Here is a 22,743-nt window from a genome sequence, read left to right as displayed (position 1 = left end):
AATGCGCCCTCAGTCCACTCGACTGAGGGCCACCGATACCGAGATTGATGCGATCGCGCCCTTCTGCACAAATATCTGACCCAGTTAGCTTCGCAATCTGCAATCATCGGTCAAAATAGAAGTTTGGGATATTTATAAGCTCCCAGGGCCGTGCATCGCGTTGCGGATGCACCCTACGGTTGCTTCCCTGACTCGCCTACCCATCCACCCCCTTACCCATCCACCCCTTCCCCCGTTCCATGGCAAAGTCCCCCACCTCTTCCACTACGATGACCGGCGCAGAGATTCGCCAGACGTTTCTGGAGTTTTATGCGGCGCGGGGGCACGCCATTAAACCGAGCGCATCCCTGGTGCCCGAAGACCCCACGGTGCTGCTCACCATTGCCGGCATGCTGCCCTTCAAGCCGATCTTCCTCGGTCAGCGCCCGGCGGATGTCGATCGCGCCACCACCTCACAAAAGTGCATTCGCACCAACGACATTGAGAACGTGGGCCGCACGGCGCGCCATCACACCTTCTTTGAGATGCTGGGCAACTTTAGCTTTGGCGACTACTTCAAGGAGCAGGCGATCGCCTGGGCGTGGGAGCTTTCTACCAAAGTGTTCAACCTTCCCGCCGAGCGTCTGGTGGTAAGCGTCTTTCGCGAAGACGACGACGCCTTTGCCATCTGGCGCGACCAGATCGGCATTCCTGCCCACCGCATTCAGCGAATGGATGAGGCTGACAACTTCTGGACCTCTGGCCCCACCGGCCCCTGCGGCCCCTGCTCGGAGATCTACTACGACTTCCACCCCGAGCTGGGCGACGATCACATCGACCTGGAAGACGACTCGCGGTTCATCGAGTTCTACAACCTGGTGTTTATGCAGTACAACCGGGATGCCGAGGGCAACCTGACTCCGCTGCAAAACCAGAACATTGACACCGGCCTGGGCCTAGAGCGCATGGCCCAAATTTTGCAGCAGGTGCCCAACAATTACGAGACCGACCTGATTTTGCCCATCATCAAGACAGCGGCAGAATTAGCGGGGCTTGATTACAGCAAATCTGACGAGAAAACCAAGGTTTCGCTGAAGGTGATTGGTGACCACGTGCGAGCTGTCGTCCACATGATTGCCGATGGCATTACCGCCTCTAACGTAGGGCGGGGCTACATTCTGCGGCGGCTGATTCGTCGGGTGGTGCGCCACGGGCGGCTGATTGGCATTGAGGGGGCGTTTATTAGCAAGGTAGCTGAGAGTGCCATTCAGCTAGCGGAGGAACCCTTCCCTAATACTCGGCAGCGCGAGACGGTGATCAAAGCCGAACTCGATCGCGAAGAAGCCCGCTTTCTGGAAACCCTAGAGCGGGGCGAAAAGCTGCTGACCGACCTGCTCAACCGAGAAAGTCAGTCTGAAACCAAGCAAATTGCTGGTACCGATGCCTTCGTGCTCTACGACACCTACGGCTTCCCCCTAGAGCTGACCCAGGAAATCGCTGAGGAACAGGGGCTATCGGTGGATGTGGCCGGGTTTGAAACGGCGATGGAAGAACAGCGCCAGCGCTCGAAGGACGCCCACGAAACCATCGACCTGACGGTGCAGGGTAGCCTCGATTCCTTAGCCGAGCACATTCACTCCACTGAGTTTTTGGGCTACAAAGACACCACCAGCGCCAGCAAAGTTGAAGCGCTGTTAGTCGGCGGAAAGTCGGTGGAGCAGATTGAGGCGGGGCAGGAAGCCCAAGTGGTGCTCAACCAGACCCCGTTCTACGCCGAGTCGGGCGGTCAGGTGGGCGATCGCGGCTACCTGTCGGGCGATGATCTGCTGATCCGCGTCCACGATGTTAAAAAAGACGGCGATTTCTTCGTCCACTTCGGCCGGGTCGAGCGGGGTTCGCTAAGCGTTGGCGATCAGGTCACCGCGCAAATCGATCGCGCCTGCCGTCGCCGCGCCCAAGCCAACCACACCGCCACCCACCTGCTGCAAGCGGCGCTGAAAAAGCTGGTAGACCCCGATATTTCCCAGGCCGGTTCTCTGGTCGCCTTCGATCGCCTGCGGTTTGACTTCAACTGCCCCCGTGCGCTGACGGCTGACGAGGTGCAGCAGGTCGAAGAACAGGTGAACAGCTGGATCGCCGAGGGGCACCAGGGGGAGATCACTGTGATGGCGCTGGAAGAAGCGAAGGCTAAGGGCGCGATCGCCATGTTTGGCGAAAAGTACAGCGCCGAGGTGCGCGTCATCGACTTCCCCGGCGTGTCGATGGAGCTGTGCGGCGGCACCCACGTCAGCAACACCGCTGAAATTGGTCTGTTCAAAATCATCTCCGAGGCCGGGGTGGCCTCAGGCACCCGCCGCATTGAGGCCGTCGCTGGCCCCGCTGTGCTGGAGTACCTGAACGTGCGCGACGCCGTGGTGCGGGATCTGAGCGATCGCTTTAAAGCCAAGCCCGAGGAGCTGAGCGATCGCGTCACCACCCTGCAAACCGACCTCAAGACCGCCCAAAAAGAGCTAGAGGCACTGAAGTCTGAACTGGCGGTGCTGAAGTCTGACCAGCTGCTCGATAGTGCCGAAGCCGTGGGCTCTCTCAAAGTCATCGTGGCTGAGCTTGAAGGGGTCAGCGCCGAAGCCCTCAAAACCGCCGCCGAGCGCCTGCTGCAAAAGCTGGGAGCTGGGGCTGTGGTGCTGGGCTCCGTGCCCGAACCCGAGAAAGTTAGCCTGGTTGCCGCTTTCAGCTCAGAAGTGATTGAGCAAAAGCTCCAAGCGGGCAAGTTCATCGGCGGCATCGCCAAGCTCACTGGCGGCGGCGGTGGCGGGCGGCCCAATCTGGCCCAAGCGGGCGGGCGCGATGCCAGCAAGCTGCCGGAGGCGTTGGCAAGTGCTAAGGCACAGCTGCTAGAGACGTTGGTCTAACGTTAAGCTCATAGCGACAGTCTATTAGGGCAACACCCATGGGCGATCGCAAAGCCTCAGCCGACCTCGGAACCACCGAGGACTCTAACTCCTCCAAAAAGACGAAAAAAGCCAAAAAGAAGGCCAAGCAGCAGCGCAAAAAAGATCGTGCCAAAGGCTTGGAGCCACCTGTCTTTCACTTCATCTCTGAGTCGGAAGGCAGCTCGAAGCTAACCAGCAAATTCTATGAGAAAGAGCTGGCTCACCTTCAAGTGGAGCTGGTGAAAATGCAGTACTGGGTCAAGCACACCGGCACCCGCATCGTCATTTTGTTTGAGGGGCGCGATGCGGCGGGCAAGGGTGGCACCATTAAGCGTCTCACCGAGCCGCTCAACCCACGCGGCTGCCGGGTGGTGGCCCTGGGAACACCGAGCGATCGCGAAAAAACCGAGTGGTACTTTCAGCGCTACGTGGCTCACCTGCCCGCCGCCGGCGAAATTGTCTGCTTTGACCGCAGCTGGTACAACCGGGCCGGGGTTGAGCATGTGATGGGCTTCTGCACCGCCGCCCAGTACGACGAGTTTCTGCACACCTGCCCTGAGTTCGAGCGCATGCTAGTGCGATCGGGCATCATTCTGCTGAAGTATTGGTTTTCGGTCAGCGATGACGAGCAAGAGCGGCGATTTCAGTCGCGCATTACTGACCCGGCCCGCCGCTGGAAGCTTAGCCCAATGGATCTGGAGTCGCGCGATCGCTGGGTGGAGTATTCCCAGGCTAAAGACGCCATGTTTGCCCACACCAACATTCCTGAAGCGCCCTGGTTTACGGTCGAAGCCGACGACAAAAAGCGGGCCCGGCTCAACTGCATCAGCCACATTCTCAGCAAGATCGACTACGTCGATATGACCCCTGAGCCCCTGGAGCTAACCCCGCGCCGCAGCGCGCCGGATGACTACGAGCGCCCCCCGATCAACGAGCAGTTTTTTGTGCCCCAGCGCTACTGATCGGTCGGCAACCTGCCATCAGTAGCTACAGTTCGGCAATCAGGGCTTTGATGTCAGGCACCTCAAAGAACGCGCTGGTAGAGGTTAGCAAGCGATCGCCCCAGAGGTTGGTCTTCAAAAATTCGATGTCGGCGTAGCGGCTGTCTTGCTCCAGGGCTTCGGTGCCCAGGCGTAGCGCCTCTTGGCAGGCGGCGCTGCTAGCTCTAAGGACTGCTACCCCGCAGTTTTCCTGGGCGTGCAGGGCCGCTGCGATCGCCAGCTTGGGCTCGGGCTCATTGCCCGCTAGCTCCAGGCTGGAGCGCCAGTACTCCACGGCCCGTTGCGCCTCGCCCTGCTCGTAGAGCACCAGACCAATGTTGTTCACTGAGGGCCAAAAGTCGGGTTCTGCCGCCACCGACTGCTCAAACTGGGCGATCGCCTGGGGATACTGACCCAGCTTAAAGTAAGTGTTGCCCAGGTCAAACAGAGCGCTGGGGTTGTTGGGCTCAATCTGCAAACCCTGCTCTAGATAGCTGGAGGCCAACTGAGGGTTGTCTTGCTGCAGGTAGGCCGAGCCTAGGGCAAACAGCACCCGGGCGTTCTCGGGCAGTAGAGTGCGGGCCTCTTCTAGCAGCGGTAGCGCCTTATCGACCTCGCTGTTTTGCAGATAGAGACCGCCCAGCAGGGCCAAGACCTGACCATCGTTGGGAGCCAGTTGCGCCGCCAGCTGTGCCAGGGCGAGCGCTCGCCCAAACTGCTGAAACTCTGCCAGCTGCTGGGCCTCGTTAGCGAGAAACTGCCCCTGCTCAGTCATCAGGTCGTAGTCGAGGGGCAGCACATAGGGGGTCAAAGCCTGGGAGTGGGCCGGCAGGGTAGCGCCAAGCAATCCACAAAGGGTGAGCAGGGGCAGGAGAGAGCGTTTTAGCACGGCGTTCGCAGGTTAGACAGCAGAATTATATAAGAGTGTACTTTGGTTACGGGTCAGCGTTAGGGTCACTCGACCACTTCTGAGCGGTTTGGGCATTGCGTCGCCACATGGCCGGTTTAATGCGCCGCAGGGCCGAAGCCCGAAATCGGCTGTCCCAATCCGCTTCTGATAGATTAGCTAAGTCATCTAAATTTGGGGCCAGGTTCTCGGGCCGAGGCTGAAATTCGTCGACAGTGGTGGGCTGGGCAAAGCGCTGGTTCCAGGGGCAGACATCTTGGCAAATGTCGCAGCCCGCCACCCAGTTTTGCAGGTGAGGTGCGATCGCCTCCGGCAGCGCTTCGTCCCGATTCTCAATGGTGTGGTAAGCAATGCAGCGGTTGGCGTCAACCACATAGGGCTGGGTAATCGCTCCGGTGGGGCAGGCCTCTAAGCATCGGGTGCAGGTGCCGCAGTGGGCAGTGTGGGGCTGGTCTGGAGCCAGGGGTAGGGTCGTCACCAGCTCCCCCAAAAACACCCAAGAACCGTACTGGCGGGTGATCAGGTTACCGTTTTTGGCCACCCAACCCAGGCCCGCCTGCTGCGCCCAAGCCTTGTCTTGCACCGGGCCAGTGTCGGCGTAGTAGCGCACCTGAACCGTCCCCTCCCCAGCGGTCGTCAGCCAGTCGGCCAGAGCTTTGAGGCGCTTGTGCAGCACCCGGTGATAATCGCGACCCCAGGCGTAGCGCGAGATTTTGCCGTGGCTCGGATTTTGGGAATGGCGATGGGGAGTGTAGTAGTTGAGGGCTAAGCAAATCAGCGATCGCGCCCCCGGCAGTACCTGACGAATGTCCTGCCGTCGGGGGTTTGCCATCCAGTCCATATCGGCTTGGTGGCCCTGGTTGAGCCAGGTTTGCAGGTGACCCACGGCGGCGGTTTCAGCGGGGCTCGGCTCAGGGCCCACCGCCACAATGCCCACCAGGTGAAACCCCAGGGCTAGAGCCTGGTCAATCACCGCCTGGCGATCGGGCAAGCCAGCCGCTTCAGACATTGACAGGTCCATCCTCAAAATACTTAGATTCCTTCTAAATATTAACTACTGCCTAGTCCTACTTAAGGGGGGCCTGGGGCTCGGTTCAGAGTAGCCGACCCAAGCCACCTCAGTTGCGAATCACGAATGCCCCTTGACAAGGTTAGGAACAGAGCATAGTTTGTACCATGCTGTAGTTAGCGTTGGCATCGGGTGCTGCCCCCCATATCTGTTATTGTCGGTTCAATTACCGTCAGCCCAACTCACCCAGGCAAGGGCACTTATGTTTAAGCTTTTCACCAAGTTCGACTACCTGCTGCGCGAAACCTTTTTGGGGCTGCGACGCGGCGGCTGGATGAACTGGGCGGCCATCAGCACCATCACCGTGCTGCTGTTCTTATTTGGCATTAGCCTGCAATCGACCTGGCAGCTAGAGCGACTGCTGAACCAGTTTGGTAGCCAGCTGGAGGTATCGGCCTATTTAGAAAGCGGCTTTCAGGCCAGCGATCTACAGCCGGTAGTCGAGGGCTTTCCCAACGTAGTGGCGGTGACCCCGGTGACCAAGGAGGCAGCCTGGGCGTCTCTGGTGACCGACCTGGGTCTGTCTGACATTGCCGGGGCCACCGATCAGCTCAAGGGCAACCCCTTAGTCGACGAGCTCAAGGTCAAAGCGAAAGATTCTGAGTCGGTGCCGGCGATCGCCAGTCAGCTCCAAAGCCTCGACGGCATTGACGAGGTGCGCTACGTCGATGAAGCCGTCACCCGCCTGGCCCAGCTCAATGACGGGCTCAAGTGGACGAGCCTGTTTGTCATCACTATTCTCACCCTCACCGCCACCGCCGTCATCACCACCACCATTCGCCTGATTGTGCTGGCCCGCAAGCGCGAGATCGAGGTCATGCAGCTAGTCGGGGCCACCCGCATTTGGATCTACTTGCCCTTTATTTTGCAGGGGGCGACTTTTGGTCTGGCTGGGGCCACCGTAGCTTGGGGGCTGTTGTTTGCCATTCAGCGCTTTTTAACCGAGCTAGCTACCCAGCAAGCCGACTTCATTCAGTTTGTGGTGCAGGGGTTGAGGCTAACGCCCCAACAGCTGATTTTGCTGCCTGCGGCACTGCTGGGACTGGGTACCCTAGTGGGGTTGATTGGCAGCTTGCTGGCAGTTCGCAAGTTTTCGCTGCGCTAGCTATTCCTCCATCCCCTCTTGCAATGCCGTCCTCAAATAAAGTGTTAGAGTCTGCCCAAATTGGCCATAATAGCTACGGAGCAATGGGCGGTCTGCATACCGTCAGCGAGGCATCGGTATGAGTACAGTGCTAATTGTGGATGACAGTTCAACCCTGCGAGAAATGATTGCCGGGCTGCTGATTAAGGCGGGCCTGACCGTAGTAGAAGCTAAAGACGGCGTAGAAGCCCAGGAGATGATTCAGGCGACGCCTCCCGATCTGGTGGTGCTCGACATTGTCATGCCCAACATGAATGGCTACGAGCTCTGCCGCTGGATCAAAAACTCCGCCGCCACCCAAAATATTCCCGTCATTATTTGCTCTAGCAAGGCCGAAGAGTTTGACCGCTACTGGGGCATGAAGCAGGGGGCCGATGCCTACATCACCAAGCCCTTTCGCCCTGCCGATATGATCAGCACCGTCAAGCAGCTGCTGCGCTAGCTCTCGGTTAGATACCCTCTACAGATTCTTTAGATTCTTTTTCTACCAATACTTCTTCTTCCAGGTTTTCTTTTAGCGCCTCTAGCACCGCCAGGGGATCGGTGGAGATTTGCATGAGAGCGGCCTCGTGGTCGTAGCGCTGCACGATATCGGGCAGGTCTTCCCGCAGCTCCTCTATCAGCGCAATGATTTTGGCAATTTTCTTCTCTGACAGCAGGTTGAGCTGAAGCATCAGCTGGGTGCGTTGTTCGGCAAAGCTTTCCTGGCGGTTTTGGCGAATCAGCACCCCGGTCGAGATCAGCAGCGACGCTGCATCTAGTCCCTGGTCCGCCCAGCCGAAGGTGGGTAGTTCGAAGGGCAGCAGACCGGCGTGGTTAAGCGCATCGCCACCCAGCCACAGGCCTAGACTCAGCAGCAGCAGGTACAAGAACCCAGGTCGACTAAACCACGAGGCCACCACCTCCAAAATTTGCTCGGTGGTCGAGGCCTTCTCGGCCTCCTGGCGGTGAATGGCAATAATTGCTTCAATGTTTTCGGCAATGGGGGCAGGCAGCGGAGCCGTCAAAATGCGCTGCTTAGGACGACGGCTAAACCAGGTCCTTGACGACGTAGTGGCAGGTGACTCGGTGGAATTAGCCATGGGAGATTGGGTAAGCGGTTAGGAGTAATAAGCTTTCGATATCGATAGGGCGCTTTTGGAGATCCAAAAGCGATCGCCTCAAATAGCCCCAGGAGGCAGCCACAGCCAGTTACGGCATGATGCTGCGCCCTGGGCCTGATCTCGACTAGGGTGGCTGTATTTTATCAAGGGGGCAGGGGGATGGGTGGGGGTTAGACGACGAGGTTTTTAGGGAATAGGGCAAATCTGGATATGCTGTTCGAGCAAGCTTGCAGTACTATTCCGTAGGTTGAGGCGTTGGCGTGGCTCTAAGAAACGAGCAATGCAGCGCTTGCTCTAGCTGATCTGTCCTCGAAAAATCCTGGTAGTCAGCTTGCTAGAGGCTTTGGCCACATCTCCTGAGGAGGAACTTTAATTGGCTAGCCCGATTGTGTTAGCGGTGTTTAACGGTAAGGGAGGGGTGGGCAAAACCACGACCGCCGTTAACTTAGCAGCGGTGTTTGCGGAGACGCGATCAGTGCTGCTAGTCGATGCTGACCCCCAGGGGTCGGCCCTGTGGTGGACGGGGCGCAGCCCGGTTGAGCTGGGGTTTGAGGTAAAAGCAGAATTTAACCCAGCTCGGCTGAAACGACTCAGGCAGGAGCATACCCATGACCTGATCGTAGTGGATACTCCGCCGGCGCTGGGGTCAGCGACCCTGGCGGCGGTGATTCCAGCGGCGGATTATTTGCTGTTGCCTACACCACCGGCCCCCATGGATTTGGCCGTGCTGATTACTACAGTGAATGAAGCGGTATCGCCCAGCGGGGTATCCCATCGAGTATTGTTGACGAAGGTGGATTCCCGCAGCGTCGGCGAAGCCATTGAAGCCCAGAACACCCTACTGGAGCTAAAAATTCCCGCCTGTAATGCGTTTATTCGTGCCTACAAAGCTCACGAGCGGGCCGCATTAGAGGGGCTGCCGGTGCTCAAGTGGCGCGGCAAAAACAGCCAGGAGGCCCGTTCTGACTACTGCCGAGTTGCCGAAGAACTACAGCGAGACTGGACCCAGCCATGACGAAAAAAAGCCTCTCCGATCTACTTAAAGAAGAAGTGAACAAGGCTGACGCCCCAGACCCTGCGATCGCCCCTCAAACTGAGGCTGACGAAGCGCCTGTAGCCCCTAAGGCTACGGCCAGCCGCCGCGCTTCCCGGTCTGGGTCTTCTCGCCGCACCGCTACCAGCCGCCAGGCGGCTAAGCTCGAGGATAAAGCAACGCCTGCCCCTAAGGCAAAGGCGGATGTTGCTGCGGCTAAGCCCCAGGCCGAGGCCGAGGTCACGACGGCTAAGCCCGAGGACAAAGCAGAGGCTCCGATCGCCCCCGATGTTGACCTAGCCCAGCGGGTGAGTGCTTTAGAAAAAGACCTGGCCACTGCTGAGAAAGACAAGGCTCAGCTCGAGAAAATCATTGCCGGGCTGCAGAAAGATCTCGAAACCCAACAGGGCCGTTTATTTGAGCTCAAGGACAGCCTCGATCAGGCAGAGGCAGCAACCAAGACTAAGGCCGAGGCGTTGACCAAAACCCAGGCCGAGCTGGATGAGGCCAAGAAAACCATTCTGAAGCTAGCCGATACCCCGGCCTCCCCTGCGGCTCCGGCTCCGGCAACGCGTCGCACCTCTGGGGCAGACATCACGCCCCGCCGCCCCATGGAAGCTAAGGATAGACCTACCTACCATCGGGGGGTGCCGGAGTACGCCATCCAAAAAGGGCAGCCCAACCCGATGTTGACCGATTCCGATATTGGCTGGGTTGATTAAGGACAGAAGACTCGGGGTTTGAGGTATGACGTTTAGAGTTGCACCTCAAACCCAGATCACGGGCGATCGCAATCTAGCAATCTCTCAAGCCAAAAGTGACCGGTTACTAAGGGTTCAAGGTTTAGGGTTCACGACCCGCCCTAAACCTTGAACCCTAAACCCTGGCCGTCAGAGCTTGTCACAATTAGCCTGGTCAAGTACTAGCCCGTGGTCGGCTAGCCTACTTGCCGCTAGATAGTGTAGTCAAACAGGGCATCGAGGTAGATGCGGTTGACATCACGACGGCCTTTAGCGGCCGCTCGTTGACTATCGCCCTGGTTACTCTGCATCAAAAACAGCGATAGGGCGGCGCAGAATACGCGGTGCTGGCTCCAGGCGGGGTTGGCATCTAGGTAGACCTGAAGCGCGTTATAGAGGTCTTCCGGCACTTCTGCCATGAGGCTAACTTTGGGAGTGCTCACGTTGAGGGTCATAGGGCGCTGCCTTGGTAGGGGGAGATGAACTGTAGCGATCGCGGCGGGACGAAATCCAGCGGACCGGCGTTGAAGCCAGCCGTTGGGATGGGCAGCATAAAGCCGCCCACAGCAACCAGGCGTGAAAGATTCAACGCCTGCCGATGCAACACTCTGTCTGCTAAAAGAACATGGGGATTTATCTGGACTAACTTTGCCCAGGGCGAAACCGGAGTGCTATAAGCCAGCCTATAAGAACCCAGAGACGGGCCTTTCGGACCGGGGAGCGCGGTACTCGGCTCTGCCAGTCGCATCATTTTGCCGAACTCCTCGGATACTGTCAATCTTGCCTTACAGGCCTGTTTGAGCTAGCAGCCTAGGGTTCCAACGACGGAGTAGGGGTTCTAGCGATCCCCAGCAGCAGGCGGGCAGGCAGGCTGCCGACTAGGCGATCGCTGCTGAAGAAAATACCGTTTTCCACAGGGCTGCCCAAGCCCGTGCTCTAACGTGAACTCCTGGGGAAAACTTGGGGAAAAGTCGGTTGAACCTGGGGAAAACCTGGGGAAAAGCCTTTTTAGATATTTTGTTTTGTAACGTTTTGTCGGCATATCCCTTGACAAGAGTCTCGGGCATTGCTCTAGCTGATGGTTAGGCCCTTTGGGCGATATTAATCCTTTGTATCAATTGCGCGACGGGCGGGCACTGCGCCATCGAGGGCTAAGGGAGAGGGAGCCATGGGTGGCCAGCGCACATCCCACAGAGCCCAGCTAGCCGCCACCAGCAGTAGCACAATCACCAGGGTGCGCCAGGGCACGCCGCTGCCAGGGCTAGACCAGCTCAGGTGGGGGCTGCCCTCACCGGCGACAAACTGGCGCAGTTGCTCCCTTAGGGCCGCCGCCGATAGCGGCGTACGCACCTCTGGCAGAGTGATCTGATGATCTGCTCCCAGCAGCGTCAGCCGGTGGCAAAAGCGCACACCGCCGTGGGGGTTGTTGTCGCACAGCTCTGAGGTCATCGCCACATCGTCGAGCAAAAAGCTCTGACTCGGCAGCCAGGCCCAGGGGAGCGGTGGGGTAGCCCGGCAGTAGACTTGACCAGGGGCGGCGCGATCGCACACCACGGCGCTAGGGGCGGGCCGACTCGCGCCCCACAGCCCTAGCAGCACCAGGCAGAGCACCACCACTACCGGTATCTGCCGTAGTCTCAATCTCCAGTTGCCCATTACGATGCTTCCGTATCCACGTTCCAGGGTTTGTCTATACCCCGTGTTCATTTCATCCTGACATAGCCCGCCCCTTGCGCCCACGGCCAGATTAAGGCATGCTCAGCCATAGTCTGGGGCGGAATCGTCCGATCGCACTATCCCTGAGCGCACCTACACCATGGGCAAACACATCGTCATCACTGGAGTAAGCCAAGGGTTGGGTCGAGCCATGGTCGATGGCTTTGTGGCAGCAGGCCATCGGGTATCAGGCTGTGCTCGCCGGACCGAGGCCATCACCGACCTGACGACGCAGTACCCTGCCCCCCATCAATTCACGGCGGTCGACATTCGCGATGACGCAGCGGTGGCAGCCTGGGCTAGGGAGGCGATCGCCGCTAATGGCCTGCCCGATTTGGTGATCAACAATGCGGGCCTGGTCAACCATCCGGCCCCCCTGTGGAGCGTACCCGTTGAAGAGTTTGACGCGGTGGTTGCAGTCAACCTCAACGGCACCGTCAATGTCATTCGCCACTTTGCACCGCCCATGGTCGAGCAGCGATCGGGCATTTTCGTCAACTTTAGCTCCGGCTGGGGGCGGTCGACCTCACCAGAATTTGCCCCCTACTGTGCCACCAAATGGGGAATAGAAGGGCTGACCCAAGCCTTCTCTCAGGAGCTACCGGCGGGGATGGCGGCAGTAGCCCTCAACCCCGGCATTATTCACACCGCCATGCTCGAAACCTGCTATGGCGACGATGCTGCGGCCTATACGCCTATCGCTACCTGGGCAAAGGCGGCGGTACCCTATATTCTCAACCTTCAACCCTCGGATAATGGGCGCGCGTTGACGGTGCCGGGGTAGGGAATAGGGGATGAGAGAAGGAAAGGATTCGGGGAGAGCGGCAGTTTTTAGTCGTGCCCTTCTTTCCTCCCTGCCTCGCTTGCCCTCCCAGCTCACTCGCTTTCACCGCAGCCAATGCTAACCTGGCGGGCAAAACCTGCTTGCCGATATCCCTTAGGCTTCAGCGCTTCACCTACGACTTGAAGTAACTCGTCAATGGTGTAGGGCTTGGGTAAAAAACTTTCAATTTCGACAGCAATGGAGGTCGGCTCAGCATTTTGCTGCGGCAGCCCACTGACAGCAACTATATGCACCTGGGGGTTGAGTTTGTGTAGAACTCGGCAGGTGGTAGCCCCATCCAAAGCGGGCATCATTAAGTCCATGATCACCAGGCGAATGTCGTGTTGATGTTGAACGTAGAGAGCAATCGCATCAAGACCATCACAGGCCGTTATCACGCGATAGTTGTAAGCCTCTAGGGTGGCTTGAGTCACCTCCCGAATGGGGGCTTCATCATCGACGACCAAAATCAGCTCTTGATTGCCGAGCCAGACCTCGGCAGGATTCCGCGCTGGGGGGTCAGCTACCCTAACCGCAGGTAGGAAAACCTTGAACTCAGTGCCTTGATTGGGTAGGCTGGAGACGGTAATAAAGCCGTGATGACTCCTCACAATTCCTAGCACCGTTGACAGCCCCAGCCCGGTGCCTTTGCCAATTTCTTTAGACGTGAAGAACGGTTCAAAAATGCGATCGAGAAGCTCAGGCGCAATGCCGCTGCCGCTATCGGCAACGGTGATTGCAATATAGCTTCCGGCTTTAGCATCGAGATTTGTGCGGGTACAAGCTTCGTCTAAGGTGAGGTTTTCTGTCGAGATTTTTAGGGTTCCCCCTTGGGGCATGGCATCGCGGGCGTTAACGCACAAATTCATCAGCACTTGGTGGAGCTGGGTGGCGTTGCCCACAACGGGCCAAAGGTCCATAGAGGTATCTACTCGCAGCTCGATAGATTTAGGAAAAGTGCCGCGAATAATCTGTTGAATTTCACGAACCACATGTCCAGCTTGCAAAATCACATTTTTGCCTTCACCCCCCCGAGCAAAGGACAACACTTGCTTGATAATATCGCCGCCGCGTCGAGCATTTATCTCTAGAAGCTGGAGCAGTTCTAGGCTGCGCTCATCTTGATGGAATGACTCCATTTGTAGAAGCTGAGAGGTGGCTAAGACGGGGGTTAAAATGTTGTTGAGATCGTGGGCAATACCGCTGGCCAAGGTGCCGATGCTCTCTAAGCGCTGGGCGCGAAAAAATTGTGCCTCTAGCTGTTTTTTGCTAGTGATATCGGTGTTCACCACCAGAATGAATTGGGGTTGACCATCGTCGTCACGCACCAGAGTCCACCGACTTTCAACGGTGATAACTTGTCCGGTTTTAGTGATTTGATTGAGTTCCCCGTGCCATTCATTGTCGAGCAGTAACTGCTGCTGAATCTGCTGCATTTGCACTGAATTGTCGTCGGCATAGAGCAGCTCGGTGGCTTTCTGCCCCAGGGCCTCTGTCGCCGTCCACCCGTACAGCCGCTCCGCGCCCCGATTCCAAAATAGAATTTGGTTTTGCCCGTCGCGAACGAGAATGGCATCGGTGGCAATATCGAGCAGCGCCGCTTGCTCGCGGATCTTTTGCTCCGCCCGCTTGCGTTCAATGGCATAGCGAATTGAGCGCACTAGCAGCTCGCCAGTGATCTGGCCTTTTACGAGATAATCTTGGGCCCCAGCCTGCACGGCGTTGAGCGCCAGGGTTTCATCGTTTAGGCCGGTAGTGACAATAATCGGTGTTTTGCGCTCCTGCTGGTGCAGCTGGGTGAAGGTGGCAAACCCCTGACTGTCGGGCAGAAAAAGGTCTAGCAGCACGACGTCGAAGGGACTCTGCTTGAGGTACTGCATGCCCTGACCCAAGCTATCGGCGTAGTCGAGCTGGATGGCAACTGAGGTCACCTCCCGCAGCAGTTCCTGCATCAGCCGTCGATCGCCGGGGTTATCCTCAATCAGCAAAACATGGATAGGGGCTTGGGGAACCATGGGTTACTCCGACGGCAGTTCAACGGCAGACAACCAGAAGTCTTCAATGGATTTGATACTTCGACTAAACTGCTCGAGATCAAGGGGTTTGGTGATGTAGCAGTTGGCGTGGAGGTCGTAGGCGCGATTGATATCGTCCTCAGCCTGGGAGCTGGTAAAGACAATCACCGGAATGTGCCTGAGCACAGCGCTGGTTTTAATCATCCTCAGCACCTCTAAACCACTGCGGCGGGGTAGGTTTAGATCCAGCAGCACCAAATTGGGATTGGGCGCGTGGCGATAGGGAGCGATGCGGTTCAAGAAGGCGATCGCCTTCTCGCCGTCATCCACCACGTTTAGGTGATTGCGAACCGAGCCTTCCTTCAGCACTTCCTGAGTCAGCCGGATATCGCCAGGGTTATCTTCCACGAGCAAAATTTCGATGGGATGTACCACGCTTCTGGACGGCACCATCATGTCATGCCTCCCTGGGGAATAGTGAAGTAGAAGGTTGATCCTTGGTCCAACTCAGCCTCCACCCAAATTTTACCGCCGTGCCGCTCCACAATTTTTTTACATACCGCCAGCCCAATGCCCGTGCCCGGATAGTGAGTGCGGTTATTGAGCCGTTGAAAGATGACAAAGACCTGGTCAGCGTACTGTGGGTCTAGGCCAATGCCATTATCCTGGACAGAAAACAGCCAGGCATCTTCCATTTGGTTGACAGCAATCGCAATGTGAACCGGAGCCTCACCGTGAAATTTAATGGCATTGCTGATCAGATTTTGGAACAGCTGGATTAGCTGGGTAGGGTCAGCTTGGACAAGGGGTAAGTCTGGGTAGGTGACGACGGCTTCACTTTCTTCGATCGCGAGCTTGAGATTGGCGATCGCCTGCTCAACGGCGGCGGTACAGCTGGTGAGCTCAAAGGCGTGGCCCCGGGTGCCAATGCGCGAATAGGTCAGCAGGTCGTTGATCAGGGTGCGCATGCGCAGGGCCCCGTCGACGGCAAACTGAATAAAGTCGTCGGCGTCGGCGTCGAGTTGGCCTTTGTAGCGGCGCTCCAGCAGTTGCAGGTAGCTGGTGACCATGCGCAGCGGCTCTTGCAGATCGTGGGAGGCAATGTAGGCAAACTGCTGAAGTTCGGCATTGGAGCGAGCGAGCTCCTGGCGCTGTAGGGTCTCCTGTTCTAGAAGCTGGGCCTGGGTAAGGGCGATCGCAATTTGGTCGGCGAGCTGCTGAAGCAACTCGGTTTCAAAGACTGTCCACTGCCGGGGGCCAGCACATTGGTGGGCAATCAGCAGGCCCCACAGGTCGCCCTGGGTGAGAATGGGCACCACCAGCTTGGCCTGCACCTCCAACTGCTGCAAAAACTCTACCAGGCAGGGCGCGACGTGATCTTGAGCCACATCGATTAAGCTGCGGACCCGCCCCCGGCGGTACAGTTCCTTAGATTCGATCGGGAACACCTCCTCGGGAAACACCATGCCTAGAACCTGAGGAAATCCAGGCTGCACCGCCTCAGCCACCCCACTACCGGTGCCATCGGGCCAGAGGCGATAGATCAGCACCCGGTCGGCCTGGAGAATAGTTTTCACCTCGGTGACCGCCGTTTGCAGAATGTCATCGATCTGCAAGGACTGGCGGATCTTGAGGGTGACATCGGCAAACAGGTGCGATCGCTGATTTTGGCGTTGTAGAGCAGCTTCGGCCTCGGTGCGCTCCTGCACTTCGCGCTCTAGCAACAGGTTTTGAGCTTGCAGCTGTTGAGTTAGGCTCTGGAGGCGCAAGTGGGTTTTCACCCGGGCCAGCACCTCTTCGTACTGCAACGGTTTAGTGATGAAATCCACTGCCCCCAGCGCCAAGCCTTTTACTTTGTCCGTGGTTTCCGTGAGGGCGGTTAGAAAAATCACCGGAATGGCGGCGGTGGTTTCCTGCTGCTTCAGGCGACGACAGGTTTCAAAGCCATCCATACCCGGCATAAGAATGTCGAGCAAAATCAAATCTGGGTTGGCGTAGCGCGCCTTTTCCAGGGCGCTTTCGCCATCCTCGGCAAACAAGACTTTGAACCCGGCATTGTTCAGAAAATCGAACAACACATCTAGGTTGGTCGGGGTGTCATCTACTACCAGAATGCTTGCAGTCTTCGCGGCGTCCTCGCTCATACCGGTGGTTGATAGCGTTTAATCAGGTCGATAGCCTGTCTTCCCTTATAGCTTAGGGCTAACTGCCTGAGCTGGGTGGTAAAAGGGGCCCACTGCGGCTGTTGCTGTTCGATCCGCTCAGCATGGACCACGACGCCTTTGAGGTCTCCCATCAGAGCGAGGTTGAGCAGAGTGTCGAGTTCCGACGCGGGAGGAATAGCGGTGGGGGAGAGGGGGAAAGTGGAGAACTGGGTTGGGGCAGATGGCAGGGGAGTGGGAGCGATGGGGTCGTACAGCCATTCCAGCCCTAGGTGGAGCTGGAGCTTTTCTAGCAGGGCCGGTTCGTGGATGGGCTTGGGCAGAAAATCGTCGCAGCAGGCAGCCTGACTCTGGTGATAGTCAAATTCCATCACGCTGGCGGAAATGGCAATTACAACAGTGGTTTGCAAAGCCGGGATTTGTTTTAACCGCCGGGTCATTTCAAAGCCATCCATCAGCGGCATCACTAAGTCTACCAGCACGACATCGGGCTGATGCTGCACCGCTTGGGCCAGCCCCTCCTGGCCATTGGTCGCCTCCAGCAGCTGAAAGCCGAGGGGAGCTAAAAAATCAATAATTACAGCCCGGTTATATTCCTTGTCGTCTACCACCAGAACGGTGCGGCGATCGCCCCCATAGCCGACGATCACCTGCCCGGTGGTCAGGCTACTTGTCTCGCCCGGCTGGGTTGTCGACAGATCGAGGTCAAACCAAAATCGGCTGCCCTGGCCCAGATTGCTGCTGACGCAAATGTCGCTGTCCATTAACTGCACCAGCTGGCGACTAATCGCTAGCCCCAACCCTGTGCCCTCGGTGTGCTGTCCCGCCTCTGGGGTGCGGTGAAACGGGTCAAAGATCTGCGCCAGTTGCTCAGGGGCAATGCCCACCCCCGTATCGACAATTTCAAAGCGAATCAGGTCGGCAGAATCGGCCGCTCCCTCCCGATCGGCTTCCGGATCGCGTCTCGGGAGCCAGGCTTGGGCAGGGCCGACCTTGAGTGAGACCTGACCCGCCTCGGTAAATTTGACGGCGTTGCCCAGTAAGTTCAGCAGCACCTGCTGGAGCCGCTTTTCATCGGCATAGACGTACTCGGGCAAGGACGAGATCATTTCGTAGGTCAACGAAATTTGCTTCTGGCTGGCCCGAATGCGGCAGATTTCCACCACATTTTCGAGGAAACGGGGCAAGTGAAAGACTTCTGGGTGCAGCTCCATTCTGCGCGCTTCGATTTTCGACAAATCGAGCACGTCGTTGATCAGCGTCAGCAGGTACTCACCGCACCGATGAATGACATTGATGCCCTGCCGCTGCGGCTCGGTGAGGGTCTGGTGCTTTTTCAGCACCTGGCTATAGCCCAAAATGCCGTTCAGGGGCGTGCGCAGCTCATGGCTCATGTTGGCCAGAAACTCACTCTTAGCGCGATTGGCGACCATGGCCGCCGCTTCGGCCCGCTGCCGTTCCTGAATCTCCTGCTGCAGCAGGACGTTCTTCTCTCGCAGTTCTAGGGTGCGATCGCCCACTTTGGCTTCCAGGGTGCGGTTGGCCTCCTCCAGATCAGCATAGAGGCGGGCATTTTCAATCGAAATGGCGGCTTGTGCTGCCAGCAGCTGCAAGACCTCCAAACGATCTGGGGTAAAGGCACCGGGGGTGAGGTTGTTCTCTAGGTACAGCAGCCCGGTCAGCTTTCCCTGGTGCAGGAGGGGAGCACACAGAACAGATTTGGGTTGCTGAGCGAGGATGTAGGGATCCGTCGCAAATAGGTCTTCGGCAGTGGCATCGCTGAGTACTAGGGCGGTTCGGGTTCTGGCGACATAGTTGACCACCGACAGGGGTAGGGGCGACGGAGCAACCTCGTCTCGATCGCTCCCGAGCTTGAGATCACCCTGCTGCACGGCAACCTGATCATCGCCCACCGTTCCTGAAACTGCGCCCGAGACTGCGATCGCCAGCTGCCCATTGGTGTCCAGCAGCAAAGCCCCCTGCTCCGCCCCGGCATTTTCCAGCACGATCTGCATCAGCTTGGTGAGCAGATCGCTCAGCACGATTTCCCCAGACAGGGCTTGTGAGGCCTTGATGACAGTGGCGAGATCAAAGCCTTTGAGCCCGCCCGTGGATACCGAGCTGCTGGTGAGCGAGGCTGTCGACGGGCCAGGCTCTTGCCTGGGTGCCTGGGTGCCCAGGGAGGGATATTGGGCCTTTAGCGCCTGGGCCTTGGCGATCGCACCCCAGCGCAGGTAGCCGTAGTAGGCCTCGGCCCGGTAGACCTGGGCCACTTTGTCGCGGCCCTGAGCCTGGTAAAACTCGGCAGCCCGCTCATTGGCGATCGCCTCTTCTTGCACATAGCCCTGCTCTCGGGCGCCGGCAATGGCGCGATCGTAGTGCTCCATGGCCAGCCAGGGTTGCCCCAGCAGGCGGGCTGTCTCCGCCTCCACCAGATCCAGCTTGTGCTGAAAGTTCATTGGCGCAAACTGGGCCGATCGCCGCAGAGCCGCCTGGTTCTGCTCGACTTGGCTGAGCACCGAGTCGAGGGGCAGGGCTCCCGCCACGCCCAGGGCCAGGCGGGTCAGCACATCATAGAACTGGAACACCGGCACCACTAAAAAGCCCTTCACCCCGTCCAGGTACTGTTCAGCCAGGTCCGCATCCTCCAGGGCTTGGTCGTACTGGCCAAACAGGTAGCTGAGGATTAGTTTGTTGAGGTAGAAGTAGTGCAGGCCAGTGCGATCGTTGCCGGCCTTGAGCAGGGGCAGGGCCTCTGCTTCCTGGTATATGGCTCCCTGGAGGCGGCTCGGGTGCTCTAGCGAGTCGATCAAATTCAGCACCGATTGCTGCACAATTTGATTCCAGCCCAGGGCGTTGTCCTGCTTGAGCTGGGCCAGAGTGGTGCTAATCGTCGCCATTTCAGCCGCGAGTTTGGGCAGTTCCTGCCCCATCAGGTAGGCATGGTGGCAGCGCTGAATCGCTGCGTAGCCCCCGTATTCAAGCTGACCGTTTTCCAGACCGCTTTGGTAGCCCTCCCATAGCAGGGGCAGGGTTTCGCGAACGTGAATTTTGCCGTGCAGCGTGCAGGCTCCGGCAATAAAGCTAACGCTGGCTTTTAGATCTACTGCGTTAAACTTTTCGACCACCTGGAGGGCGAGCTGGCCAAACCGATAGGCCGCTTCACTATCTTGCAAAATGCCGTTGAGAATCACCCCGTAACACACGTAGCTGTAGGCGGCGAAGGGCGAATTGCCATAGCGGAGGGAAAGGTTGATCTGCTCGCAGATCACCAGCGGAAACAGCATCGGTGCCGCCTGGTAGCAGGGCGATCCGAGGCTGGTGAGCATGCGAATGGTGGCGAGTTTCTCGGCGTCGGTAATAGGAGGGAGGTTGAGCAGGTCGGCGGAACTTTTGCCCTCCAGATAGCCAGCGGTTTGGGTCAGCACCTGCTGAATGTCAGCTAAGGTAGGCGACGACGTCAGGCTCACCCCCAGCCGTTCCAGCGCCTGCAGCCCCAGGTGTACGGCTTCTAGCTGTTTTATCTGGGCCATGCAGGCCTGAATTTTGACCTCGTAGACGGTCATGGTGTCTAGGGGCGATCGCCCCTGCCGCAAAACCATTGCGGCCCAGGCCTCCATCTGGTCAAAATCACCGTTTAGGTAGGCCGTCTCAACGGCGGCATTGTGCAGGGCCAGGGTCAGGTCGTACTGCTGCCGCCAACTGGTTGCTGACAACAGGTCTAGGCCCACCGACAGGTAGCGCAGGGCCGAGTCGTAGGCGGCAGCGGCTTTGGCCTTTTGGCCAGCCACCCAGTTGATCTCAGCGATTTGGTAGGCTTCGGCCTCTGAGGCCAGTAAACCGACGCCGTAGTTGAGCTGGTTGGCGATCGCAAAAATGTTGTCATTGCGCTCTGCCGCTGGAATGTTTTGCAGCAGTAGCTGACCAATCTTGAGATGGGTTGACCGCCGTTGCGACTCTGGAATTAACGAGTAAGCCGCTTGCTGCACTCGGTCGTGCAGAAACCTGTAGGCAATCTGAGCGGTGGTATTTTCTGCCGCTAGCTCAGCCAACCCTTCGCTGGGAGTATTGTCTAAATCCATCACTAGGGGAATTTTGTAGGCCTGGGTGAGGGGCACCACAAATTCGGCTTGCAGAGCTTCCCACAGATCGATGGCCGTTGCTGTTTGAGACGCTTCATTCACGATCGCCAGTACATCCAGGGAAAATTTATCCCCAATACAGGCTGCTAGCTTTAACACCTGCTGGGTCTTGGCAGAGAGTTTCTGGATCTGATTCACCATCAGTTCCACCACGTTCTCGGTTATTTCAATACCCTGCAACACCGTCCCATCCCAGCACCACTGGCCCTGGTCAAAGTCAAACCAGATTAGCCCGTCCTGGTGCAGCGATTTCAAAATCTGGGTGACAAAGAAGGGGTTGCCCTGGGTTTTCTTAAAGATTAGCTGGGCCAGAAATTGGGCTGAGGCGGCGTCATTGTGTAGCGTGTCGGCCACTAGCTGAGTGACCTGGGGCAGCCCCAGCGGTTGCAGCACCAGATTTCGAACCGTTGCCCCAGCGGATTGGATCTGCTCCAGGGTATGCATTAAGGGATGGGCCAGGCTGACCTCGTTGTCGCGGTAGGCCCCCAGCAGCAGCAAATACTGGCTCTCGGGATTCGTCACCAGCAGCTCGATCAGCTTTAGGGAAGGCAGATCGGCCCACTGCAAGTCATCCAAAAAAATCACCAGGGGATGCTCCGGCTGGCTGAACACCCCAATGAACTGCTGAAAAACCCGATTAAACCGATTCTGCGCTTCCGAGGCCCCCAGCGGGGGAACCGCTGGCTGAGGCCCAATGATCCGCTCAACCTCCGGAATCATCTCCACTACGATCTGACCGTTAGTACCTAGGGCCGCCAGCAGCTTGGCTTTCCACTGAGCGACCCGGTCGTCACTTTCGGTCAGCAGCTGCCGCATCAGCTCTTGAAAGGCCTGGGTCAGCGACGCGTAGGGGCTGTTGCGCTTGAACTGGTCAAACTTACCGGCAATAAAATATCCCCGCTGCCGAGCAATGGGCTTATGAACCTCCTGCACCAGAGAGGTTTTGCCAATGCCCGAATATCCGCTCACCAGCATCAGTTCCGCCGCTCCGGCGTTGACCTGCTCAAACGCGGCCAGCAGGGTGGCGACTTCGTTTTCCCGACCGTAGAGAGTTTGGGGAATGAGAAACTGGCTGAAGCAGTCGAGTTGACCAATCGCAAAGGGGGCGATGATGCCCATCTCTTGCAGCTGTTGCTGACAGCGCACCAGATCGGCCTTCAGCCCCAGCGCACTCTGGTAGCGATCTTCCGCTGTTTTCTCCAGCAGTTTCATCACTAGGTCAGCCAGGGCGACGGGCAGATCGGGGCGGAGCTGATCGGGAGCCACGGGGGTTTTGGCGATGTGGCAGTGCACTAACTCCAGCGGGTCATTGGCCTGAAAAGGCAGCTGCCCGGTTAACATTTCGTAGAAAGTCACGCCCAGGGAGTAAAAATCGGCGCGATAGTCGATCGTCCGATTCATGCGCCCGGTTTGTTCCGGCGAGAGGTAGGCCAGGGTTCCTTCCAGCAGCGTGGGATGACTTGCGGTCAGATTTTCCCGAGACAGGCGCGAGGCAATGCCAAAGTCGATCAGTTTGACCTGTCCGCTGGTCGGATGGATCAGGATGTTGCGGGGGTTAATGTCTTTGTGAACAATCTGGCTCTGGTGCAGTGCGGCCAGAGCAGCGGTGAGCTGCAGGGCAATGGCGAGAAATTCCTCGCTGCTTAGCAGATGTTGCCCCAGATAGTCGCTTAAAGCAATACCGCCAAAATCTTCTAGCACCAGCGCTAGCCCGTTTTGGTAGGGCGCTAGCGCCAGCGCCTTGATAATCTCTGGGCTATTCAAGCCATCCAAAATGCTAAATTCGTGCTTAAGACGCGTGATCTCTTCTAGAGAGGGATATTCCGCTCTTAGCAGCTTAACCACGACAGGCTGCTCACCTGGCTGAGTCACCCCAGCATAGACTCGGGTGTGCGCTCCCTCATAAACGGCTCGTTGGAGGGTATAGCCTGTGATGTCCTGCAAAACCGTTGAAGAATCCCTAGCGATCGCTCAAAAATGCCGCTGCCGATGGGTGC

At 57.8% G+C, this 22,743-nt stretch carries 17 protein-coding genes; 7 read left to right on the top strand and 10 right to left on the bottom strand.

Annotation, left to right across the window (positions count from 1 at the left end):
• Positions 1–239 precede the first annotated feature (239 nt).
• Positions 240–2,891, top strand: a complete 2,652-nt coding sequence (alaS, locus tag H6F59_RS10110) for an alanine--tRNA ligase (RefSeq protein WP_190698479.1) — start codon at positions 240–242, stop codon at positions 2,889–2,891.
• A gap of 38 nt (positions 2,892–2,929) precedes the next feature.
• Positions 2,930–3,874: a polyphosphate kinase 2 gene (ppk2, locus tag H6F59_RS10105; RefSeq protein ID WP_190698476.1), complete on the top strand. Its 945-nt coding sequence runs from the start codon at positions 2,930–2,932 to the stop codon at positions 3,872–3,874.
• 25 nt (positions 3,875–3,899) lie between these two features.
• Here the strand turns inward: ppk2 and H6F59_RS10100 are convergent, their stop codons facing one another.
• Both H6F59_RS10100 and queG read right to left on the bottom strand, forming a co-directional pair.
• Positions 3,900–4,781: a tetratricopeptide repeat protein gene (locus tag H6F59_RS10100; RefSeq protein WP_313887172.1), complete on the bottom strand. Its 882-nt coding sequence runs from the start codon at positions 4,779–4,781 to the stop codon at positions 3,900–3,902.
• A 46-nt stretch (positions 4,782–4,827) separates the two neighbouring features.
• The gene (gene queG / locus H6F59_RS10095; RefSeq protein ID WP_190698473.1) at positions 4,828–5,808 is read right to left on the bottom strand and encodes a tRNA epoxyqueuosine(34) reductase QueG; all 981 of its coding nucleotides are present in this window, start codon (positions 5,806–5,808) and stop codon (positions 4,828–4,830) included.
• A gap of 262 nt (positions 5,809–6,070) precedes the next feature.
• Between queG and H6F59_RS10090 the strand changes: the two genes are divergently transcribed.
• Both H6F59_RS10090 and H6F59_RS10085 read left to right on the top strand, forming a co-directional pair.
• Complete coding sequence (locus H6F59_RS10090; protein ID WP_190698470.1) at positions 6,071–6,973, top strand: ABC transporter permease; 903 nt, start codon at positions 6,071–6,073, stop codon at positions 6,971–6,973.
• Positions 6,974–7,091: 118 nt separating this feature from the next.
• Complete coding sequence (locus tag H6F59_RS10085) at positions 7,092–7,454, top strand: response regulator transcription factor (RefSeq protein ID WP_190698467.1); 363 nt, start codon at positions 7,092–7,094, stop codon at positions 7,452–7,454.
• 7 nt (positions 7,455–7,461) lie between these two features.
• Here H6F59_RS10085 and H6F59_RS10080 read toward each other — a convergent pair whose 3' ends face one another.
• Complete coding sequence (locus H6F59_RS10080; RefSeq protein ID WP_190698464.1) at positions 7,462–8,094, bottom strand: DUF1003 domain-containing protein; 633 nt, start codon at positions 8,092–8,094, stop codon at positions 7,462–7,464.
• A 394-nt stretch (positions 8,095–8,488) separates the two neighbouring features.
• Between H6F59_RS10080 and H6F59_RS10075 the strand changes: the two genes are divergently transcribed.
• The gene (locus tag H6F59_RS10075; protein WP_190523108.1) at positions 8,489–9,130 is read left to right on the top strand and encodes a ParA family protein; all 642 of its coding nucleotides are present in this window, start codon (positions 8,489–8,491) and stop codon (positions 9,128–9,130) included.
• Positions 9,127–9,870 carry a hypothetical protein gene (locus H6F59_RS10070; protein ID WP_190698461.1) on the top strand — a complete coding sequence of 248 codons (744 nt, stop codon included), beginning with the start codon at positions 9,127–9,129 and terminating at the stop codon, positions 9,868–9,870. The genes H6F59_RS10075 and H6F59_RS10070 overlap by 4 nt, the downstream gene beginning before the upstream one ends.
• A gap of 230 nt (positions 9,871–10,100) precedes the next feature.
• Here H6F59_RS10070 and H6F59_RS10065 read toward each other — a convergent pair whose 3' ends face one another.
• From H6F59_RS10065 to H6F59_RS10055, 3 genes are all read right to left on the bottom strand, one after another.
• On the bottom strand, positions 10,101–10,343 hold the full coding sequence (locus tag H6F59_RS10065; RefSeq protein ID WP_190523104.1) for a DUF2811 domain-containing protein: 243 nt from the start codon (positions 10,341–10,343) through the stop codon (positions 10,101–10,103).
• Positions 10,340–10,477 (bottom strand): hypothetical protein, encoded by a 138-nt coding sequence (locus tag H6F59_RS10060; RefSeq protein ID WP_190698458.1) that lies wholly within the window; start codon positions 10,475–10,477, stop codon positions 10,340–10,342. The genes H6F59_RS10065 and H6F59_RS10060 overlap by 4 nt, the downstream gene beginning before the upstream one ends.
• A gap of 512 nt (positions 10,478–10,989) precedes the next feature.
• Positions 10,990–11,544 (bottom strand): hypothetical protein, encoded by a 555-nt coding sequence (locus H6F59_RS10055; protein WP_190698455.1) that lies wholly within the window; start codon positions 11,542–11,544, stop codon positions 10,990–10,992.
• 160 nt (positions 11,545–11,704) lie between these two features.
• Between H6F59_RS10055 and H6F59_RS10050 the strand changes: the two genes are divergently transcribed.
• Positions 11,705–12,388, top strand: a complete 684-nt coding sequence (locus H6F59_RS10050) for an SDR family oxidoreductase (RefSeq protein ID WP_190698452.1) — start codon at positions 11,705–11,707, stop codon at positions 12,386–12,388.
• A gap of 92 nt (positions 12,389–12,480) precedes the next feature.
• Here the strand turns inward: H6F59_RS10050 and H6F59_RS10045 are convergent, their stop codons facing one another.
• Genes H6F59_RS10045 through H6F59_RS10030 form a run of 4 tightly spaced genes read right to left on the bottom strand, consistent with a single transcriptional unit; the run spans position 12,481 to position 22,690 of the window.
• Positions 12,481–14,442: a response regulator gene (locus H6F59_RS10045; protein ID WP_190698449.1), complete on the bottom strand. Its 1,962-nt coding sequence runs from the start codon at positions 14,440–14,442 to the stop codon at positions 12,481–12,483.
• A 3-nt stretch (positions 14,443–14,445) separates the two neighbouring features.
• Positions 14,446–14,895, bottom strand: coding sequence for a response regulator (locus H6F59_RS10040; RefSeq protein WP_190699785.1), 450 nt, complete (start codon positions 14,893–14,895; stop codon positions 14,446–14,448).
• The gene (locus H6F59_RS10035; protein WP_190698446.1) at positions 14,895–16,586 is read right to left on the bottom strand and encodes a response regulator; all 1,692 of its coding nucleotides are present in this window, start codon (positions 16,584–16,586) and stop codon (positions 14,895–14,897) included. The genes H6F59_RS10040 and H6F59_RS10035 overlap by 1 nt, the downstream gene beginning before the upstream one ends.
• On the bottom strand, positions 16,583–22,690 hold the full coding sequence (locus tag H6F59_RS10030) for a hybrid sensor histidine kinase/response regulator (RefSeq protein ID WP_190698443.1): 6,108 nt from the start codon (positions 22,688–22,690) through the stop codon (positions 16,583–16,585). The genes H6F59_RS10035 and H6F59_RS10030 overlap by 4 nt, the downstream gene beginning before the upstream one ends.
• Positions 22,691–22,743: the final 53 nt, after the last annotated feature.

The organism is Nodosilinea sp. FACHB-141, from assembly GCF_014696135.1.
Lineage (GTDB): Bacteria > Cyanobacteriota > Cyanobacteriia > Phormidesmidales > Phormidesmidaceae > Nodosilinea.
The sequence above is the reverse complement of the archived record's forward strand: the minus strand, read 5'-3'. Positions and strand labels throughout refer to the sequence as shown.

Excerpts from the sequence above, each read along its gene's own strand:
- ppk2 (WP_190698476.1), top strand. The coding sequence starts at position 2,930 with ATGGGCGATCGCAAAGCCTCAGCCGACCTCGGAACCACCGAGGACTCT.
- H6F59_RS10055 (WP_190698455.1), bottom strand. The coding sequence starts at position 11,544 with ATGGGCAACTGGAGATTGAGACTACGGCAGATACCGGTAGTGGTGGTG.
- queG (WP_190698473.1), bottom strand. The coding sequence starts at position 5,808 with ATGTCTGAAGCGGCTGGCTTGCCCGATCGCCAGGCGGTGATTGACCAG.
- H6F59_RS10080 (WP_190698464.1), bottom strand. The coding sequence starts at position 8,094 with ATGGCTAATTCCACCGAGTCACCTGCCACTACGTCGTCAAGGACCTGG.
- alaS (WP_190698479.1), top strand. The coding sequence starts at position 240 with ATGGCAAAGTCCCCCACCTCTTCCACTACGATGACCGGCGCAGAGATT.
- H6F59_RS10085 (WP_190698467.1), top strand. The coding sequence starts at position 7,092 with ATGAGTACAGTGCTAATTGTGGATGACAGTTCAACCCTGCGAGAAATG.
- H6F59_RS10090 (WP_190698470.1), top strand. The coding sequence starts at position 6,071 with ATGTTTAAGCTTTTCACCAAGTTCGACTACCTGCTGCGCGAAACCTTT.
- H6F59_RS10050 (WP_190698452.1), top strand. The coding sequence starts at position 11,705 with ATGGGCAAACACATCGTCATCACTGGAGTAAGCCAAGGGTTGGGTCGA.
- H6F59_RS10070 (WP_190698461.1), top strand. The coding sequence starts at position 9,127 with ATGACGAAAAAAAGCCTCTCCGATCTACTTAAAGAAGAAGTGAACAAG.
- H6F59_RS10035 (WP_190698446.1), bottom strand. The coding sequence starts at position 16,586 with ATGAGCGAGGACGCCGCGAAGACTGCAAGCATTCTGGTAGTAGATGAC.
- H6F59_RS10065 (WP_190523104.1), bottom strand. The coding sequence starts at position 10,343 with ATGACCCTCAACGTGAGCACTCCCAAAGTTAGCCTCATGGCAGAAGTG.
- H6F59_RS10040 (WP_190699785.1), bottom strand. The coding sequence starts at position 14,895 with ATGGTGCCGTCCAGAAGCGTGGTACATCCCATCGAAATTTTGCTCGTG.
- H6F59_RS10045 (WP_190698449.1), bottom strand. The coding sequence starts at position 14,442 with ATGGTTCCCCAAGCCCCTATCCATGTTTTGCTGATTGAGGATAACCCC.